Origin of the sequence: Micromonospora sp. NPDC049359 (assembly GCF_044466585.1) — a bacterium.
GTDB lineage: Bacteria > Actinomycetota > Actinomycetes > Mycobacteriales > Micromonosporaceae > Micromonospora.
Genome location: NZ_JBITMW010000001.1, coordinates 456,854 through 475,646, shown reverse-complemented (window position 1 = coordinate 475,646; position 18,793 = coordinate 456,854). Strand labels below are relative to the sequence as shown.

General features: G+C 71.7%; 16 protein-coding genes. 15 read left to right on the top strand and 1 reads right to left on the bottom strand.

The genetic code is table 11. The features are described from left to right. Positions 1-4 precede the first annotated feature (4 nt). The 5 genes from ACIBTX_RS02195 (at position 5) to ACIBTX_RS02175 (ending at position 4,104) form a co-directional block, all read left to right on the top strand. The gene (locus ACIBTX_RS02195; RefSeq protein WP_357123933.1) at positions 5-934 is read left to right on the top strand and encodes an aldose 1-epimerase family protein; all 930 of its coding nucleotides are present in this window, start codon (positions 5-7) and stop codon (positions 932-934) included. Beyond that, complete coding sequence (locus ACIBTX_RS02190; protein ID WP_357123936.1) at positions 934-1,536, top strand: nitroreductase family protein; 603 nt, start codon at positions 934-936, stop codon at positions 1,534-1,536. Before ACIBTX_RS02195 ends, ACIBTX_RS02190 begins: the two co-directional genes overlap by 1 nt. A 187-nt stretch (positions 1,537-1,723) precedes the next feature. Continuing rightward, positions 1,724-2,035, top strand: a complete 312-nt coding sequence (locus ACIBTX_RS02185; protein WP_357123939.1) for a type II toxin-antitoxin system VapB family antitoxin — start codon at positions 1,724-1,726, stop codon at positions 2,033-2,035. Positions 2,036-2,055: 20 nt separating this feature from the next. Beyond that, positions 2,056-3,216 carry an acyl-CoA dehydrogenase family protein gene (locus ACIBTX_RS02180; RefSeq protein WP_357171974.1) on the top strand — a complete coding sequence of 387 codons (1,161 nt, stop codon included), beginning with the start codon at positions 2,056-2,058 and terminating at the stop codon, positions 3,214-3,216. Positions 3,217-3,315: 99 nt separating this feature from the next. Further along, a complete protein-coding gene (locus ACIBTX_RS02175) occupies positions 3,316-4,104 on the top strand; it encodes a DUF4230 domain-containing protein (RefSeq protein WP_357123945.1) in 789 nt (262 codons plus the stop codon). 379 nt (positions 4,105-4,483) lie between these two features. On the opposite strand, the gene ACIBTX_RS02170 is transcribed toward ACIBTX_RS02175, so the two are convergent. Further along, the gene (locus ACIBTX_RS02170) at positions 4,484-4,693 is read right to left on the bottom strand and encodes a PspC domain-containing protein (RefSeq protein ID WP_234589045.1); all 210 of its coding nucleotides are present in this window, start codon (positions 4,691-4,693) and stop codon (positions 4,484-4,486) included. Positions 4,694-5,188: 495 nt separating this feature from the next. On the opposite strand from ACIBTX_RS02170, the gene ACIBTX_RS02165 reads away from it, so the two are divergent. The 10 genes from ACIBTX_RS02165 (at position 5,189) to ACIBTX_RS02120 (ending at position 18,775) form a co-directional block, all read left to right on the top strand. Beyond that, on the top strand, positions 5,189-6,559 hold the full coding sequence (locus ACIBTX_RS02165; protein WP_396831929.1) for an L-serine ammonia-lyase: 1,371 nt from the start codon (positions 5,189-5,191) through the stop codon (positions 6,557-6,559). Positions 6,560-6,631: 72 nt separating this feature from the next. Further along, on the top strand, positions 6,632-7,459 hold the full coding sequence (locus ACIBTX_RS02160) for an ABC transporter permease (RefSeq protein WP_357123952.1): 828 nt from the start codon (positions 6,632-6,634) through the stop codon (positions 7,457-7,459). Position 7,460: 1 nt separating this feature from the next. After that, on the top strand, positions 7,461-8,207 hold the full coding sequence (locus tag ACIBTX_RS02155; protein ID WP_355235253.1) for an ABC transporter ATP-binding protein: 747 nt from the start codon (positions 7,461-7,463) through the stop codon (positions 8,205-8,207). Beyond that, the gene (locus tag ACIBTX_RS02150; protein WP_396831926.1) at positions 8,204-10,246 is read left to right on the top strand and encodes a DUF5941 domain-containing protein; all 2,043 of its coding nucleotides are present in this window, start codon (positions 8,204-8,206) and stop codon (positions 10,244-10,246) included. The genes ACIBTX_RS02155 and ACIBTX_RS02150 overlap by 4 nt, the downstream gene beginning before the upstream one ends. Positions 10,247-10,262: 16 nt before the next feature. After that, positions 10,263-12,473 carry a CDP-glycerol glycerophosphotransferase family protein gene (locus tag ACIBTX_RS02145; RefSeq protein ID WP_396831925.1) on the top strand — a complete coding sequence of 737 codons (2,211 nt, stop codon included), beginning with the start codon at positions 10,263-10,265 and terminating at the stop codon, positions 12,471-12,473. Positions 12,474-12,605: 132 nt separating this feature from the next. Continuing rightward, entirely contained in the window at positions 12,606-13,907 is a 1,302-nt protein-coding gene (locus tag ACIBTX_RS02140) for an ABC transporter ATP-binding protein (RefSeq protein ID WP_357123960.1), read from the top strand. A gap of 93 nt (positions 13,908-14,000) precedes the next feature. Then, entirely contained in the window at positions 14,001-15,023 is a 1,023-nt protein-coding gene (locus ACIBTX_RS02135) for a hypothetical protein (RefSeq protein ID WP_357123962.1), read from the top strand. A gap of 63 nt (positions 15,024-15,086) precedes the next feature. After that, the gene (locus ACIBTX_RS02130) at positions 15,087-15,551 is read left to right on the top strand and encodes a DUF4442 domain-containing protein (RefSeq protein ID WP_396831924.1); all 465 of its coding nucleotides are present in this window, start codon (positions 15,087-15,089) and stop codon (positions 15,549-15,551) included. 60 nt (positions 15,552-15,611) lie between these two features. Beyond that, a complete protein-coding gene (locus tag ACIBTX_RS02125; RefSeq protein WP_396831923.1) occupies positions 15,612-16,403 on the top strand; it encodes an HAD family hydrolase in 792 nt (263 codons plus the stop codon). Further along, a complete protein-coding gene (locus ACIBTX_RS02120) occupies positions 16,400-18,775 on the top strand; it encodes a glycoside hydrolase family 65 protein (RefSeq protein WP_357123971.1) in 2,376 nt (791 codons plus the stop codon). The genes ACIBTX_RS02125 and ACIBTX_RS02120 overlap by 4 nt, the downstream gene beginning before the upstream one ends. Positions 18,776-18,793: the final 18 nt, after the last annotated feature.

The window sequence follows — 18,793 nt, the reverse complement described above, 5'->3', positions numbered from 1 at the left end:
CGGCATGGACAGCCCTGAGCAGCGCCCCTTCTCCGGCGCACAGTGGACCATCGCCGCCGCGGGCCACGAGGCCGTCATCGTCGAGGTGGGCGGCGGGCTGCGGACGTACCGGCACGACGGCGTCGACCTGCTCGACGGGTACGGCGTCGACGAGGTCTGCCCCGGCTGCGCCGGACAGGTGCTCGCTCCCTGGCCGAACCGGATCCGGGACGGGCGCTACGTGTACGGCGACCGGACGCACCAGCTCTCGCTGACCGAGCCGGAGCGGCATGTCGCCATCCACGGGCTGGTCAACTGGGTGCCGTGGCGGCTGTTGGAGCAGTCCACGGACGCGGTGACCGTCGGCTACGACCTGCCGCCGCAGCCCGGCTACGAGTGGCCGCTGCGGCTGGTCAGCCGGTGGAGCGTGAGCGCGGACGGTCTGCGGGCCGAGCACGAGGTGACGAACGTGGGCACCGAGGTCGCCCCGTTCGGCTTCTCCGTGCACCCGTACCTGCAACTGCCGGGTGTCGCCGTGGACGACCTGGTCATGCGGCTGCCGGCGCGTACCCGGATCATGGTGGACGGCCGGTTGCTCCCGGTCGGCGCGACGCCGGTGGCCGGCACCGAGTACGACTGGACCAGCCCGCGCCGGATCGGCGACGCCGAGTTGGACCTGTGCTTCGGCGAGGTCGTCCGTGACGCCGACGGCGGCTCATCGGTGAGCCTCGCGGCGCCGGACTCCTCGTCCGGGGTGAGCATCTGGGCGGACGCGGAGTTCGGCTGGTGGCAGGTCTTCACTGGCGACGCGCTCACCGGCGAGCGACACCGCCGGTCGGTGGCGATCGAGCCGATGACCTGCCCGCCGGACGCGTTCCGGTCGGGCAAGGACGTGCTCGCGCTGGGGCCCGGCACGACCTGGCGGGGTGCCTGGGGCATCCGTCCCGGGGCCTGATGGAGTTCGCCGAGGTCGTCCGCCGTCGACGGATGGTCCGCAACTACGACCCGGACCGTCCGGTCCCGCCCGACGTGGTGGACCGGCTGCTGGACCACGCCGTGCGCGCCCCATCGGCCGGCTTCGCCCAGGGCTGGGGTTTCCTGGTGCTGGAGGAACCGGCCGACCGGGAGCGGTTCTGGGCGGCCACCACGCCGGACGGCGGAGGCCGGGAGCGCTGGCTGGCCGGGATGCGCCGCGCGCCGCTCATCGTGGTGCCGCACGCCAACGAGTCGGCCTACCTGACGCGGTACGCGGAGCCCGACAAGGGCTGGACCGACCGGTCGAAGGACCGCTGGCCGGTGCCCTACTGGTACGTCGACACCGGCTTCGCCGCGCTGCTCATGCTGCTCACGGCGGTGGACGAGGGGCTGGGGGCGTGTTTCTTCGGGATCCCACCCCAGCGGCTGGCCGCGTACCGGGAGAGCTTCGGCGTGCCCGAGGAGTACCAGCCCATCGGCGCCGTCACAATCGGTTACCGGGCGGCGGACCATCGGTCACCATCGTTGCGTCGCGGTCGGCGCGGGATCGACGAGGTGGTGCGGCGCGGCCGGTGGAGCTGAGCGTGGCGTCCCGTTCGTCGGGTTGAGGATCGGACGAGCGATAGCGAAACTGACATCAGGGAGCAGAACGTCGCGTGCGCGGGGCCGCTAGGCTGGCACGGTCATCGGCGCCGCGCCGCGCGGCGCCCGCCGCGGCCCGGCTCGGCGCCGTCGGTCCGTCCGGTCTCGGGGAGGGGAGCGTGCCGTCGTGATCTTCAGAGCGGTCCGGGACGGGCGTCCCTACCCGGAGCACAACCTGACGCTCAAGCAGTGGGCGGAGATCCCGCCCCGTCCGCTGCGGCTGGATCAGTTGATCACCACCAAGCGCGAGTTGGCGCTCGACAAGCTCCTAGCGGAGGACTCGACCTTCTACGGCGACCTCTTCCCGCACGTCGTGCAGTGGAGCGGTGGCCTCTATCTGGAGGACGGGCTGCACCGCGCGCTGCGCGCCGCGCTGCAACAGCGCAACCAGATCCACGCCCGGGTCCTGGTGCTCTCCGGTACGGGCGATCCCGCCTGAGGCTTCGTTAAGGTGGCGGCATGACTGCCCTCGATCTGCTCGACCTGGACCCGTCGCTCAGCGAGGAGGAGCGGCAGATCCGCGATGTCGTCCGCCGGCTGGTCGACGACCGGGTCCGCCCGCACGTCGCCGACTGGTACGAGGAGGGTCGCGTGCCGGCCCGCGAGCTGGCCCGGGAGTTCGGCAAGCTCGGGCTGCTCGGCATGCACCTGAGCGGGTACGGCTGCGCGGGCGCGTCCGCCGTCGCGTACGGGCTGGCGTGTCAGGAGTTGGAGGCCGCCGACTCGGGTGTCCGTTCGCTGGTCTCGGTGCAGGGCTCGCTGGCGATGTACGCCATCTGGCGCTTCGGCAGCGAGGAGCAGAAGCAACGCTGGCTGCCCCCGATGGCGACCGGCGAGGCGATCGGCTGCTTCGGCCTCACCGAGCCCGACCACGGCTCCGACCCGGGGTCCATGGCCACCCGGGCCCGCCGCGACGGCGACGACTGGGTGCTCACCGGCGGCAAGATGTGGATCACCAACGCGCCGATCGCCGACGTCGCCGTGATCTGGGCGCGAACCGACGACGGGGTACGCGGTTTCGCCGTACCCATGGACACGCCCGGTGTCACGGCGCGCGAGATCAGCCGCAAGATGTCGCTGCGCGCGTCGCTGACCGGCGAGATCGTGCTCGACGACGTCCGGCTTCCGGCCGACGCGCAACTGCCCGGGGCCGTCGGGCTCAAGGCCCCGCTGAGCTGCCTTACCGAGGCCCGCCACGGCATCGTCTGGGGCGCCGTCGGCGCGGCGCGCGACTGCCTGGAAACCACCCTGGCGTACGCCACCACGCGCACCCAGTTCGGCCGACCGCTCGCCGGGTTCCAACTCACCCAGGCCAAGCTCGCCGACATGGCCGTCGAGCTGGTGAAGGCGCAACTGCTCGCGCTGCACCTCGGCCGGCTCGCCGACGCCGGCCGGCTGCGCCCCGACCAGGTGAGCGTGGGCAAGCTGAACAACGTGCGGGAGGCGCTGGCCATCGCCCGACAGTGCCGCACCATCCTCGGTGCCAACGGCGTCTCCGGCGAGTACCCGGTGCTGCGGCACGCGAACAACCTGGAGAGCGTGTTGACGTACGAGGGCACCTCGGAGATCCACCAGCTGATCGTCGGCCAGCGGCTCACCGGGCTTTCCGCCTTCGCCTGACCTGCCCGTTTACGCTTTCCGGCCGCTCGCCGCGCGGCTGTCGTACGGGGGCCGTACCGTCATTGACAGACGACGTGTCTGACGAGGACGGTGAGTGTGATGGCTCGCGACGCTGACATCAACGAGCCCACGAGGGAGTTCCCCGGTTACCCGACCGGCGACGACCTCAGGGAGCGCTCGGCCGCGACACCCGACCCGACTCCGGGCGGGCCGGAGGGCACCGATGGTCCCGGCACCGGCGGGGGTGGGGGTGCGGCGCGCGGGTTGCTCCTGCTGCTCGGCGCCGCCGCGCTGGCCGTGGTGGTGCTGCTCGGCGTGCAGGCGACCGGCTTTCTGCCGGACTTCCGTAACCCGTTCGCCAAGGAGCAGACCGACCGCAGCCAGCCGCCGCTGCTGAAGTCGATCCAGGATCTGAGCCGCTACGTGGCGGCCGAAGGCAACTTCCAGGTCGTGGTCGACACCCAGAACGACCGGCGCAACGTCCCGGACTTCCTGCTCAACGAGCGCACGCTGTTCGTCGGAGCCGGCAGCATCGAGGCGTACGTCGACTTCACCAAGATCGGTGAGGGTGCCGTGGTGCAGTCCGCCGACGGCAAGTCCGTCGAGATCAAGCTGCCCGCGCCGCAGCTCGGCGAGACCAACCTCGACATGGAGAAGAGCTACGTCTTCGCCGAGCAGCGTGGCCTGCTCAACCGGCTCGGTGACCTGGTCGGCAACGACCCCAACCGGCAGCAGCAGATCTACCAGCTAGCCGAGGAGCGGATCACCGCCGCCGCCCGGGACAGCGGGCTCTCCGCCCGCGCCGAGGAGAACACCCGCAAGATGCTGGAGGGGCTGCTGCGCTCACTGGGCTACCAGCAGGTCACGGTCACATACACGGCCCCCTGACCCAGCGCCTCGGCGCTTCGGTCTTCAGCGCCCCGGCGTTCTGGCTTACGCAGCGCCCGCCCCGACGATGGTCGAGGCGGGCGCTGCCCCGTCCGCCGCGCCGTCGCCCGGTCCGCCTCCGCTGCCGCGCCGTCGCCCGTCCGCCGCCGCTGCCCGGTCTGCCGCGCCGTCGAACGGGTTGATCCACTCCACATCGCCGATCTCGGCCCTCGGAAAGCCCCACATCGGCGATGTGGAGTGGATCAAGGACCGATAGAGCGATGGGCCGCCAAGATCCGCGCAACTTCGAGGATCCTGCTGCCTCCGACGATCGGGAAGCAGCAGTATCCCCGAAGTTGTGACCGGCTGCGGCCGGTCTGCACCGAGGCCGGGGGTGGGGTCAGTGGCCGGTGGAGGCCAGGTAGCGGTCCTCGTTGGGCATGAGGACCCAGAGGATCAGGTAGACGATCACCTGGGTGCCGGGCAGCAGCAGGGACAGCAGGAACAGCAGCCGGACCATCCCGGCGGACATGCCGAACCGCTGACCGAGGCCGGCGCAGACACCGGCGAGCATGCGCCCCTGGCGGGGTCGGACCAGTTTGCGACTCATCGTCGTACTCCCACTCTGCGGCGGTGTGCCGCGTCTGCAATCCACGGTAGAAAGGGGCGGCCGCTCCGCCCTCGGTCCCGAGGAGGATCGGCGACCCGTGGACCCGTAGGTACTTACCCGTGCGGCCCCCGCCCGACGCCCCGCGACCCGCGCCCCCGCCCCCGCGCCAAGGTCGTGCTCGATCCTGGATGTAGTGGCCTCCGGCCGAGCGTGAGGCCACTACATCCAGGATCGAGCGCGATCATGCGGGCGAGCGCGATCATGTCGCCGGTGTTCACGCGGGCCGGGCGATCACGCACGCCGCCCGCGGGTGGAGGAGCGGGGGGCTGCGGCGCTCGGGTAAGGGGTGAGCAGGGCAGGTAGGCTGACAGGTCGGGCACCCGCACCCCGGGTGACCGGCGGCCACCCGACCGGGCGGTCACGAGCGGGGCTGCCGATCGGCGGCCACGACCGGGCGGAAACCCGACCACGGGAGCACGCCGAGGAAGCGCAGCCATGATCAGTGTTTTCGACCTCTTCAGCGTCGGCATCGGGCCGTCCAGCTCGCACACCGTGGGGCCGATGCGGGCGGCGCGTACGTTCGTCGCCGGGCTCAAGGCCGACGGGCTGCTCACCGACACCGCGCGGGTGCAAGCGGAGCTGTTCGGGTCGCTGGGCGCGACCGGGCACGGGCACGGCAGCGGGCCGGCGGTGCTGTTGGGGCTTGCCGGCGAGTCCCCGGAGACGGTTGACACGGACACCGTCGGTCCTCGCGTCGAGCGCATCCACGCTGAGCGGCGGATCAGCCTCCTCGACGCGCACGAGATCGACTTCGACCCCGATCGGGACCTGACGTTGCACCGTCGCCGGTCGTTGCCGTACCACCCGAACGGGATGACCTTCGCGGCCTTCAACGCGGCCGGGGAGCAGGTCAGGACCCGCACCTACTACTCCGTCGGTGGCGGTTTCGTGGTGGACGAGGCGGCGGCGGGCGCGGACAAGATCAAGCCGGACACGACGCGGGTGCGGTACCCGTTCCTGACCGGGGCGCAGCTCCTCGACGTCACCACCCGTACCGGGCTGTCGATCAGCGAGGTGATGCTGGCCAACGAGCGTTCGTGGCGCAGCGAGGCGGAGATCCGGGCGGGCCTGCTGGAGATCTGGCGGGTGATGCGGGAGTGCGTGCAGCGCGGTTGCGAGCGGGACGGCGTACTCCCTGGGGGTTTGAAGGTCCGGCGGCGCGCGGCGGAGCTGCGGCGCGGCCTGGAGGCGGACGCCGGGACGGCCGACCCGTTGCACGCGATGGACTGGGTGACGCTGTTCGCCCTGGCGGTGAACGAGGAGAACGCGGCCGGAGGTCGGGTGGTGACCGCCCCGACGAACGGCGCGGCGGGGATCATCCCGGCGGTGCTGCACTACTACAGCCGGTTCGTCGAGGGCGCCGACGACGACGGGGTGGTGCGGTTCCTGCTCGCGGCCGGCGCGATCGGGGTGCTGTTCAAGGAGAACGCGTCGATCTCCGGCGCGGAGGTCGGCTGCCAGGGTGAGGTCGGCTCGGCGTGTTCGATGGCGGCGGCGGGCCTGGCCGAGGTGCTCGGCGGCACGCCGGAGCAGGTGGAGAACGCGGCCGAGATCGGGATGGAGCACAACCTCGGGTTGACCTGTGACCCGGTGGGTGGCCTGGTGCAGATCCCCTGCATCGAGCGCAACGCCGTGGCTAGCATCAAGGCGATCACGGCCGCCCGGTTGGCGCTGCGCGGCGACGGTGTGCACAAGGTGTCGCTGGACAAGGTCATCAAGACCATGCGGGAGACGGGCGCCGACATGAAGGTCAAGTACAAGGAGACGGCGCGTGGCGGTCTGGCCGTCAACGTGATCGAGTGCTGAAGCTGGTCGATTCAGGGCATTCGTTCACCGACTGCTAACCTGGCGTCCGTTTGCGGGAGGCGGGAGGCGGCGGTGACCTCTGGCGTCGCGGCCCTGTGGTCGCACCGCAACTCGCTGCGCATCCTGGTCCGGCGGGACCTGGCGGTCAAGTACCAGCAGTCGGTGCTGGGCTACTTCTGGTCGCTGATCGAGCCGCTGGGCATGGGCGCGATCTACTGGTTCGTCTTCGGCGTGCTCTACTCCCGCGACACCGGCCGGCACCTCGGCGAGGCCGCCGGTTCGTACCCGCTGTTCCTGATCACCGGCATCTTCGCCTGGATGTGGACCAGTTCGGCGCTGAGCGAGGCGACCAACGCGCTGACCGGCCAGTCCCGGCTGATCACCACGATGAACGTGCCCCGGCAGGTCTTCCCGATCGGCCGGGTCAGCGGACGGTTCGCCGAGTACGCGGCCGGCCTGCCGATCCTGGCCGCCATCGCGGTGATCTACGCGGCGCACGGGCGGATCCACCCCGGCTGGTCGCTGCTCGCCCTGCCGCTGGCGGTGGCCGTGCAGGCCGTGCTGCTGGTTGGGCTGGCCCTGTTGCTGTCGGCCTGGAACGTGCTGATGCGCGATGTGGAACGGCTGATGCGGCTGATCATCCGGGTGCTCTTCTACGCCACGCCGATCATCTATCCGCTCAGCCTGGTCCGGGAGTCCGGCCTGCCGCACTGGCTGAAGGTGGTGTACGAGCTGAACCCGCTGGTCGGGATCTTCCAGCTGCACCACGCGATCTGGTACCCGGACGAGTTTCCCGACGCCCGGCTGCTCGCCACCACGATCGCCGGCAGCCTGCTGGTGCTGGCCGCCGGCTGGTGGTCGTTCCGCCGGCTGGAGCCCGCCGTGCTCAAGGAACTCTGACGTGGCCGCGCCGATCATCGAGGCGGACGGTCTGGGCATCCGGTTCGTCCGCAACCGTCGCCGCCAGCTGCGGCTGCGGGAGCTGTTCATCCATCGGGGTGGGCGCGGTGCCCTGCCCGGCCAGTTCTGGCCGTTGCGCGACGTGTCGTTCACCGTCGAGCCGGGCGAGACCGTCGGCGTGATCGGCCGCAACGGCACCGGCAAGAGCACGCTGCTGCGGCTGATCGCCGGGGTGCTCATTCCGGACGAGGGCGACATCCGGGTGCACGGCGCGGTGGCGCCGCTGCTGGAGTTGTCCGCCGGTTTCTCTAACGATCTGACCGGCCGGGAGAACCTGCACCTGGTCGGTGGGCTGCACGGACTGTCGACGAGCTACCTGAAGCGGCACTTCGACGAGATCGTCGAGTTCGCCGGCGAGCAGGTGGAACGGGCCATCGACACGTCGGTCCGGCACTACTCGTCGGGGATGAAGGTGCGGCTGGGCTTCGCGATCATCTCGCACCTGCCGCACCCGATCCTGCTGATGGACGAGGTGACCGCGGTCGGGGACGCGGAGTTCCGCAAGAAGTGTTACGCGACGATTGACCGTCTGCTCGGGGAGGGGCGCACGCTCGTGCTGGTGTCACACAACGAAAAGGACCTGACCCGGTTCTGCCGTCGGGGGTTGTACCTCGACGCGGGCCGGTTGACGCTCGACGGCACGATCGCCGAGGCGCTCGACGCGTACCACGCCGCGGTCCCGCGGTGACGCTCGCGATCGTGCTCGCCGCCGGGAGTTCCGCGGCGGGCCTCACCACCTCCAGCGGCGAGCCGCTGGCCGACCGGCTCGCCGACCAGCTGCGCCGGGCCGGTGCGGCCGAGGTGCGCTTCGCCGCCACCCTGGACGAGCTGGCCGCGCTGGCCGACACCGCCACCGGTCCGCTGCTGGTCACCGGCACCGACCTGGTGGCGCACACCGCCGTGCTGCGGCACCTCGCCACCAGCCCGGTGGGACCGACCGTGGCTCTGGTGCTGGGTGACCCGCCGGTCCCGGGCCGGACGGCCGTGCGCGAGGAGCGCGGCCAGGTGGTCGACGCGGGCCCGCTGGGCGAACTCGACGGCGACGCGACCGGCGTGTTCGGTGGCGCGCTCCGGGTCGGCGTGGACGACCTGCCGACCCTCGCCGCCGCCGCCCGGGCCGCCGCCGTCGGCGCGCGGCCGGTCGCCGCCCCGGTCGGCCCGGCGGGCGACGTGTCGCCGCTGCCGGCGACCGGGGGCGCCGGCCACGAGGACCCCGGGTCCGCCGTGGACCGGCTCGTCGCGGGTCTCGCGGCCCTCGGCACCCTGATCTTCGCCCAGCGGGTACGTCTGCTCGTGGCGCACCGGGTCGAGGACGGTGCCGCCCTGGTCGCCGCCGAGGCGGCGGTGACGTCGGTCGACGAGGACCGGGCCGAGCTGCGGCTGTCGGTGAAGGAGCGGGACGACTTCTTCTCGACGTACTTCGTCAGCACCTGGTCGCCGTACGTGGTGCGGTTGGCGGCCCGGCTGCGCCTTACCCCGACCGGGGTGACGGTGATCTCGGTGCTCTTCGCGCTGGGTGCCGCGGTGCTGTTCGGGGTCGGTGGGCGGCTCGCGCTCGTCAGCGGCGCGGTGCTGCTCTACCTGGGCTTCGTGTTGGACTGCGTGGACGGCCAGTTGGCCCGCTACACCCGGCACTTCAGCGCCTGGGGCGGCTGGCTGGACACGATGGCCGACCGGGCCAAGGAGTACCTGGTCTACGCCGGGCTGGGCTTCGGCGTGAGCCACGCCGGGCTGGGCAACGGCTGGGCCCTCGCCATCGCCGCGATGACGTTGCAGACCGTCCGACACATGACCGACACCTGGTACGGGGCGCTGCACGACGAGGCGGCCCGCCGACCGCGGACGACGACGGGCGCCAGCGGCGGGATCGGTGACCGGCTGAACGCCGCGTCCACCCGGGTGCAGGCGGACACCGGCTCGCTGTCGTACTGGCTGAAGCGGACCGTCGTCTTCCCGATCGGGGAGCGGTGGGCGTTGATCGCGCTGACCGTGGCGCTGTTCAACCCGCTGGTCAGCCTGATCGCGGTGCTGGTGTGGGGTGGACTGGCGTTCGCGTACACCGGTGCCCTGCGGACGCTGCGGGCCCGCTGGATGTGGGTGCCGGTGCTGGACACGGTCGACGCCACCCTGCACCGCGACGACGGTCCGTTGGCCCGTCGACTGCCGGTGGTCCGTCCGATGGGGCCGCTGACCCTGGCGGTGATCGCCGCGCTCGGCCCGGCGGCGCTGCTGGTCGCCGCCGGACTGGGCGACGCGCCGGACGGGCTGCGCTGGGCGGTGCCGGTGGCGTTGCTGGTGCTGCTGGCCGGCGGCCTCGGCGCGGGGGCCGCGCACAACGGGCCGCTGGACTGGCTGGTGCCGGCCGCGTTGCGGGCCGCCGAGTACCTGTTCGCCATCGCGGTCGGTGTGGTCGGTGGCGCGCCCGGATGGCTGATCTTCGGGTACGTCTTCGTGCTCACCGTGCACCACTACGACCTGACCGCCCGGTTGGAGAAGCGGCAGGCGGCGCCCCCGCTGCACGCCGCCACGCTGGGCTGGGACGGACGGTCGGTGCTGCTCGCCCTCCTGGCGATTGCCGGTGTCGTGAGTATCGGCATGGCTACACTCGGTGCGTACCTTCTCGTGGTTTTCGTGGTGAGCGTCGTCCTGGCCTGGTTCGTCCGGCCGGCCCGTGGCGCGCGGGCGTCGGCCGCGCCGGTGGGCGCGGGAGGTGTCGCGCCGCGCTGACGAAAGGGGCGGCCGGATGACCCTGATCAGTTTCGTGGTGCCGGCCTTCCGGGTGCAGGGTTATCTGCGCGAGTGCCTGGACTCGATCCTGGGCCAGTCGGAGACCGACCTCGAGCTGATCGCGGTCGACGACTGCTCGCCGGACGCCAGCGGCGAGATCATCGACGAGTACGCGGCCCGTGACCAGCGGGTCCGGGCCGTCCGGCTGTCGGAGAACGTCGGTCTCGGTCCAGCCCGCAACATCGGGTTGGACCGGGCCGTCGGCGAGTACGTGTGGTTCCTCGACGGGGACGACTGGCTGGCGCCGGACTGCCTGTCGGAGGTGGCCGCCCGCCTGCGGGCGACCCGGCCGGACGTGCTGCTGGTGGACCACGTCCGGACACACTGGAACGACACCGCCACCCGCAGCGCGATGGCCGAGGTGTTCCCCGAGTCGCCCGGTCCGGAGACGTTCGCGCTGCGGGAACGGCCGGCGGCCATGCGGCTGCTGCACACCGCCTGGAACCGGTTGGTCCGCCGGGAGTTCCTGGTCAACCTGGGTCTGCGCTTCGCGGCCGGTTGGTACGAGGACGTCTCGTTCAGCTACCCGGTGCTGATGGGGGCGCGTCGGATCGGCGTCCTCGATCGGGTGTGCGTGAACTACCGGCAGCGCCGCTCCGGCGCGATCACGAAGACCCGGGGGGACCGGCACTTCGAGGTCTTCGCCCAGTGGCACCGGGTCTTCCTCCTGATGGATGCCTGGTCGCCGGCCGTGGACGCGCTACGGCCGGCGGTCTTCGAGCGGATGATCTGGCACTACCTCACCGTGCTCGGCAATGGTCAGCGCATCGCCCCCGAGCTGCGGCCGGTGTTCTTCGCGCAGATCACCGCGGACTACGCGCGGTGGCTGCCGGTCGGGGGGTACCCCGTGCCGGAGGGCGTCGAAGGGGTGAAGCACCGGCTGGTCGCGAGTGGCCGGTGGCGGACGTTCAGTGCCCTGCGGGCCGCCAGCCGGGCCCGGGACACGGCCCGCCGGCAGGCGCGTACCGCCCGGCGTCGGGTCGCCCCGGTGGCCCGGCGCGGCGCCCGGCTCACCCGCGACGGCCTGCTGCGCGAGTACTACCGGGCGGAGCTGCGCCGGCCCGTGGACCCCACGCTCGCGGTGTACGCCGCCTACTGGTTCCGGGGATACTCCTGCAACCCGGCGGCGATCTACGAGGCCGCCCGTCGGCTGGCCCCCGAGGTGCGCGGGGTGTGGATCGTGCGCCGCGACCGGGTGGACGCCGTGCCGGACGGAGTGGAGTACGTGGTCGCCGGCACGCCGGCCTACTACCGCGTGCTGGCCCGCGCCCGCTGGCTGGTCAACAACGTGAACTACCCGGACTTCGTCCGTAAGCGGCCGGAGCAGGTACACGTGCAGACCCACCACGGCACGCCGGTCAAGGTGATGGGGTTGGACCAGCAGCGCTATCCGATCGGCGCGGGCCGGATGGACTTCGCCGGCCTGCTGCGCCGGGTGGACCGCTGGGACTACAGCGTCAGCTCCAACAGCTTCTCCACCCAGATGTGGGATCGGGCCTACCCGGCCACGTACGCCACGCTGGAGGTGGGTTATCCGCGCAACGATCGGCTGGTCGCCGCCGGTCCCGACGAGGTGCGCCGGCTGCGCGCCGAGTTCGGCCTCGCCCCCGACGAGCAGGTGGTGCTGTACGCCCCGACGCATCGCGAGCACCTGCCCGGTTACCGGCCGCCGTTCGACCCGGACCGGCTCGTCGACGCGCTGGGTGACTCGGGCCGGCTGCTGATGCGCAGCCACTACTTCCACGACCGGGATCGCCGGCCAGGTCGTCCGGCGGAGTTCCACCGGGTCCGCGACGTCAGCGGCTACCAGCGGGTGGAGGACCTCTACCTGATCGCCGACGTGCTGGTCACCGACTACTCCTCGGCGATGTTCGACTACGCGGTGCTGGACCGGCCCATCGTGCTCTACACCCCGGACTGGGAGGCGTACCGCCTGGCCCGGGGGGTCTACTTCGACGTCACGGCGGAGCCGCCGGGCGCGGTGGCCGCCACGTTCACCGACCTGCTCGATCTGTTCCGGACCGACGCGGTGCGCTCGGACGCGGCGAACAAGGCCCGCGAGCGTTTCCGCAGCCGGTTCTGCGGGCTGGACGACGGGCGGGCTGCCGAGCGGGTGGTGCGCCGGGTTTTCCTCGGCGAGCTGCCTGACCAGCCGCAGGGCTGCTGACCGCGCGCACTCCCGTACGCCGTGTAATGGTGGCGTCATAAGCCGAACATGAGACGTTTACCCGATGTGCGGGACCAATGATCCTGGTCACAGTCATCAGGAGTTCGGCCGAGAGACGTGGGGGACCTGACGGTGAGTACCGTCGCACTCAAAGATGTGACCAAGGTTTTCAAGGACGGCACACTCGCCGTCGACAGCATAAATCTGGACGTGAACGACGGCGAGTTCATGGTGTTGCTGGGCCCGTCCGGCTGCGGCAAGTCCACAGTGCTGCGCATGATCGCCGGTCTGGAGGACCCGACGCAGGGAGCGGTGCTGCTCGACGGGGAGCTCGCGAACGACCTGCCGCCACGCGACCGCAAGATCGCCATGGTCTTCCAGGATTTCGCGCTCTACCCGCACATGACCGTCGGCGACAACATCGCCTTTCCGCTGCGGCTGGCCGGGGTGGAACCGGAACCGCGCGGCGAGCGGGTAACCGACGTGGCGAGCGCGCTCGGCATCAGTGACGTGCTCGGCCGCAAGCCGGGCCAGCTCTCCGGCGGCCAGCGCCAGCGGGTCGCCATGGGCCGCGCGATCGTCCGGCGGCCGGGGCTCTTCCTGATGGACGAGCCGCTGTCGAACCTGGACAGCGGGCTGCGCGCCGAGCTGCGGGCGGAGATCTCCGGGCTGACCCGGGAGCTGGGCGTCACCACCGTCTACGTGACCCACGACCAGGCCGAGGCGCTGACCATGGCCGATCGGGTGGCCATCATGCGCCGGGGTGTGCTCCAGGACGTGGGCACGCCCACCCAGGTGTACGGCCGTCCGGCGACGCTCTATGTGGCGGCGTTCCTGGGTAGCCCCCGGATGAACCTGCTGGAGGCGTCGGTCTACGTCCACCTCGACCGGTACATCGCGCTCAACCTCGGTGAGCAGTCGCTCTACCTGCCGTGGAACGACATCCGCAGCCGGGCGGTGGCGCACTACCACGGCGAGCGGATCGTGGTCGGCATGCGGGCCGAGGCGCTCACCCCGGTCGCCCCGGACAGCCCCGGTGATGTGCTGCGCGGCCGGATCCGTTACCTGGAGCACCACGGGCACGAGTCGCTGGCGTTCCTCGACATCGGGGCGACCGCGATCATGGTGGACGAGATGGGCGCGCCGCTCGACCCGCCGCCGGTGGGCCAGCGTGGCCTGCGCCGGTTCGGCGCGGTGATGCAGCGGCTCACCGGCAAGCCGGTGGAGTCCGAGGAGGAGCCGAGCGGAGCGTCGCGGACGACCAGCGTCCTGCCCGACCCGGGTCGGCACCACCGCCGCCCGGCGGAGCTGGCGGTGCGACTCGCGCCGTACCCGGCCGTCACGGCCGGGCATCCGCTCGCCGTGTCGGTCCGGATGGACGCGCTGCACTTCTTCGACGAGCGCGGTGCGCGTATCGACGTGGGGTGGCGGTGACGCCACGCCGGAGCGGGGTGGCGGCCCGCCTGTCCGGTGCCCTACCGTCTGCCCACCTAGTCCATTTCGTGCCTGACCGAGAGGGGTGCGCCCGTGTCGGGTGACCGTCCCAGTCCGCTCGTCATCGAGCGCATCCTGCGGGACCGCCAGGGCATCTGGCAGCAGATCGTGGCCGAGGGCGACCTCAACGCGCTGACCGGGCGGATGCTGGCCAGCTCCGCCATCGCCCTCGCCTGTTACGGGGCGGTGCTCGGCGCGTTCCACAGCCCGCTGATGGCCCTGACGTCCGCGCTGAAGCTGCCCCTGCTGTTCCTGGTGACGCTGGCCATCTGCCTGCCCACGCTGTACCTGTTCAACCTGGTGTTCGGCGCCCGGCTCTCGGTGCGTCAGTCGTTGGCGCTGGTGATGGTGGCGATCACCGTCACCTCGATGCTCGCGGTGGCGTTCGCGCCGATCAGCCTCTTCTTCCTGATCACCGCGCCCGACTACGGCTTCTTCAAGCTGCTCAACGTCGCGATCCTGACGCTGTCGGCGCTGGTCGGGCTGCGCTTCCTGACCGGTGGCATGCAGGTGCTCAACGACCACGGCCTGCTCGCCCCGGCGACGACCACGGCCACCGTTCCGGCTCAGGTCAGCGTCCCGGCGGCGGCCAATGCTCCGGCCCAGGTCGACGCTCCGGTCGCGGTGCCGGTGGGCGGCACGCCGGGCGCCGCCGAGCCGGTAGCGGTTCCGGCCGGCGCGGCCGTCGCGTCGGCGGCGAACGGTGCCGCGCCCGAGGGCGCGAGCGCCACGACCACCACGCCGGCCCCGGCGGCTGTTCCGACGCAGTGGGGTGGGCAGCCCGGCACCGCGTTCCCGCCCGGCATGGTGCCGCCGGGTTACCCGGCGCAGCAGCGCCACTGGGGCAACCCGCCGGTGCGGCGGGGCGAGCCCACACAGCGCCCGGCCAGCATGACGCTGCTCTACATCTGGATCCTGCTCTTCGGCTTCGTGGGCACCCAGTTGGCGTGGACGCTGCGCCCGTTCTTTGGCGATCCGGGTCAGGATTTCTCCCTCTTCCGGAGCATCGACGGCAACTTCTACGCCGAGATCCTGCGCACGATCGCCAACCTCTGACGGTTGTCGTAGTCGGGGAAAACCCTGGTTGCCGCCCTGGTTACCGAGAAGTAGCGTCGGGTCATGACCATCGACTCCCGCCAGGTGGCGGCCGGCATCCTGCAATCGGTGCCGTTCGCCCGCACGCTCGGCATCGAATTCGTCGAGGTGGCGCCCGAGGCGGACGGCGGGGTGCGGGCCGTCGTCCGGCTCCCCGACACGCCGGCCACCCACAACCACGTCGGCGGCCCGCACGCCGGGGCGATGTTCACGCTCGGCGAGACGGCCTCCGGCGCGGTCGTGCTGGCCGCCTTCGGGCAGCTCCTCGACCGGGCCGTGCCGCTCGCCGTCCGAGCCGAGATCGCCTACCGCAAGCTGGCCCTGGGGTCGGTGCTGGCGACCGCGCGGCTGGGGCGTCCGGCGTCGGAGGTGGTCGCGGAGCTGGAGGTCGGTCAGCGGCCCGAGTTCGACATCGAGGTGGAGATCGCCACCGAGGACGGCACGCCCACGTCGACCATGACGGTGATCTGGACCCTGCGGCCGAACTGAGCGGCCCGGCGGCGGCTCAAAACGGGTTTGCGCACCCAGCCGGGTGGTTAGATTCGTACCGTGCTGGGCCTACCTGCTCATGTGACCGCCTGTCTCTTCGATCTGGACGGTGTGCTGACGCAGACCGCCCGGGTGCACAACGCCGCCTGGACCGAGACGTTCGACGAGTTCCTGCGTAAGCGCGCCGCAGCGACCGGGCAGCCCTTCCAACCGTTCGACCCTGGCCCCGACTACAACCGCTACGTCGACGGCCGACCGCGTGCCGACGGCGTCCGGTCGTTCCTCGCGTCCCGGGGAATCGTGCTTGCCGAGGGCAGCCCGGACGATCCGCCGGACGCCGACACGGTCAACGGCATCGGCAACCGCAAGAACGTCCTGCTGCTGGATCGTCTGCGCACCTCCGGCGTCGAGGTCTATCCGGGCTCGGTGCGCTATCTGCGCGCGGCGACCGACGCCGGGCTGCGCCGAGCGGTGGTCACCGCGAGCGCCAACGGGCGCGAGGTGGTCGCCGCCGCCGGCCTGGCGGACCTGCTGGAGGCCCGAATCGACGGGCTCGTGGCCCGGGAACAGAAGCTGCGCGGCAAACCCCACCCCGACACCTTCCTGGCCGGCGCCAAGGTCCTGGGCGTCGATCCGGCGCAGGCCGCCGTCTTCGAGGACGCGCTCTCCGGGGTGGCCGCCGGCCGGGCGGGCGGATTCGGGTACGTGATCGGCGTCGACCGGGTGGGACAGGCCGACGAACTGCTCGCGCACGGCGCGGACGTGGTGGTCAAGGACCTCGCGGACCTGCTCGACGCGGGCGACGCCGCCCCGCCGGCACCCCGCCCCGCCGGCGAACGGGACCGCACGTGATCCGGGAACGGGCCTATCCCGTCGAGCCCTGGCACATCCGGGAGACCCGCCTGGACATGGACGTGCTGGCCCAGTCGGAATCGGTCTTCGCGCTCTCCAACGGGCACGTCGGTCTGCGCGGCAACCTCGACGAGGGCGAGCCGCACGGGCTGCCCGGCACCTACCTCAACTCGTTCTACGAGCTACGTCCGCTGCCGTACGCGGAGGCCGGCTACGGTTTCCCCGAGTCGGGGCAGACCATCGTCAACGTCACCAACGGCAAGCTGATCCGCCTGCTCGTCGACGACGAACCGCTCGACGTGCGCTACGGCGAGCTGCTGTCCCACGAGCGGATCCTCGACCTGCGGGCCGGCACCCTGCACCGGGAGCTGCACTGGCGCTCCCCGGCCGGCCGCGAGGTCAAGGTCCGCAGCACCCGGCTCGTGTCGTTCACCCAGCGGTCGGTCGCCGCGATCAGCTACGAGGTGGAGGCCGTCGACGGCCCGCTGCGCTTGATCGTGCAGTCCGAGCTGGTGGCCAACGAGTCGCTGCCCGCGCAGAGCAAGGACCCCCGGGTCGCGGCCGTGCTGGAATCGCCGTTGCTGGCCGAGGAGGAGCTGACCACCCCGGACGGCGGCCAGCTCATCCACCGCACGAAGGTGTCCGGGCTGCGCGTCGCCGCCGCCATGGAGCACGAGGTGCACGGCCCGGACCACACCACCATCGAGTCCGAGGGGTACGAGGACTGGGTGCGCACCACCATCGGCTGCGTGCTCAAGCCCGGCGAGAAGCTGCGGGTGGTCAAGTATCTGACGTACGGCTGGTCGAGTCGACGTTCGTTGCCCGCGCTGCGCGACCAGGTCGGCGCGGCGCTGGCCGGCGCCCGGTTGGACGGTTGGGACGGGTTGCACCGCGAGCAGCGCGCCTACCTGGACGAGTTCTGGGACGCGGCCGACGTGCTGGTCGAGGGTGATCCGGAGATCCAGCAGGCCGTCCGCTTCGGGCTGTTCCACGTGCTCCAGGCGGGGGCCCGTGCCGAGCAGCGGCCGATCTCGGCGAAGGGGCTGACCGGCCCCGGCTACGACGGGCACGCCTTCTGGGACACCGAGATGTTCGTCCTGCCGGTCCTCACGTACACCCAGCCCAGCGCGGTGCGCAGCGCCCTGCAGTGGCGGCACAGCACGCTGGAACAGGCCCGGGAACGGGCGGCGACGCTCAACTTCAAGGGCGCCGCCTTCCCCTGGCGGACCATCGAGGGGCCGGAGTCGTCCGGGTACTGGCCGGCGGGTACGGCGGCGTTCCACATCGCCGCCGACATCGCCGACGCGGTCCGACGGTACGTGCTGGTCACCGGGGACACCGCCACCGAGCGGGAGATCGGGCTGGAGCTGCTGGTGGAGACCGCCCGGCTGTGGCGCTCGATCGGGCACCACGACCGGCACGGCCGGTTCCACATCGACGGGGTGACCGGTCCGGACGAGTACACGGCGGTGAAGAACGACAACATCTACACCAACCTGATGGCCCAGCGGAACCTGCTCACCGCCGCTGACGTCGTCATGCGCTACCGGGACGACGCGTTCCACCTCGGCGTCACCGACGAGGAGGCGGCGAGCTGGCGGGACGCCGCCACGTCGATGCACGTGCCGTACGACGACGAGCTGGACGTGCACCAGCAGGTGGAGGGGTTCACCCGGTTGCAGGAGTGGGACTTCGCGCACACGCCCGCCGAGAAGTACCCGCTGCTGCTGCACTATCCGTACTTCGACCTGTACCGCAAACAGGTCGTCAAGCAGGCCGACCTGGTCCTGGCGATGCACTGGCGGGGGGACGCGTTCACCCCCGAGCAGAAGGTTCGCAACTTCCTCTACTACGAGCGTCGGACGGTGCGCGACTCGTCGCTGTCGGCCTGCACCCAGTCGGTGCTCGCCGCCGAGGTCGGCCATCCCGACCTGGCGCACATCTATCTCCGCGAGGCCGCGCTGATGGACCTGCACGACCTCAACGAGAACACCCGCGACGGCGTGCACATGGCCTCGCTGGCCGGCGCGTGGCTCGCTTTGGTCAGCGGGCTGGGCGGGCTGCGTGACCACGACGGCGAGCTGTCGTTCGCGCCCCGGCTCTCCAGCCGGCTGAGCCGCCTGGAGTTCTCCCTTCAGTGGCGGGGTCTGGCGCTGCGGGTCGACGTCCGCCCGCACCAGACGACGTACGCGCTGCGCCACGGTGGCCCGGACGACGTCGTCGAGTTGCGCCACCACGACCAGATGGTGCGGGTCACCTGCGACGAACCGGTGACGGTGCCGGTGCCGCCGGCCGAGCCCTCGGGGCCGCCGCCGGAGCAGCCGCCGGGGCGCTCGCCCCTGCTCCGGCTCCCCGAGGCCAAGCAGCAGTGACGGCCGGGGCGGGAGTGT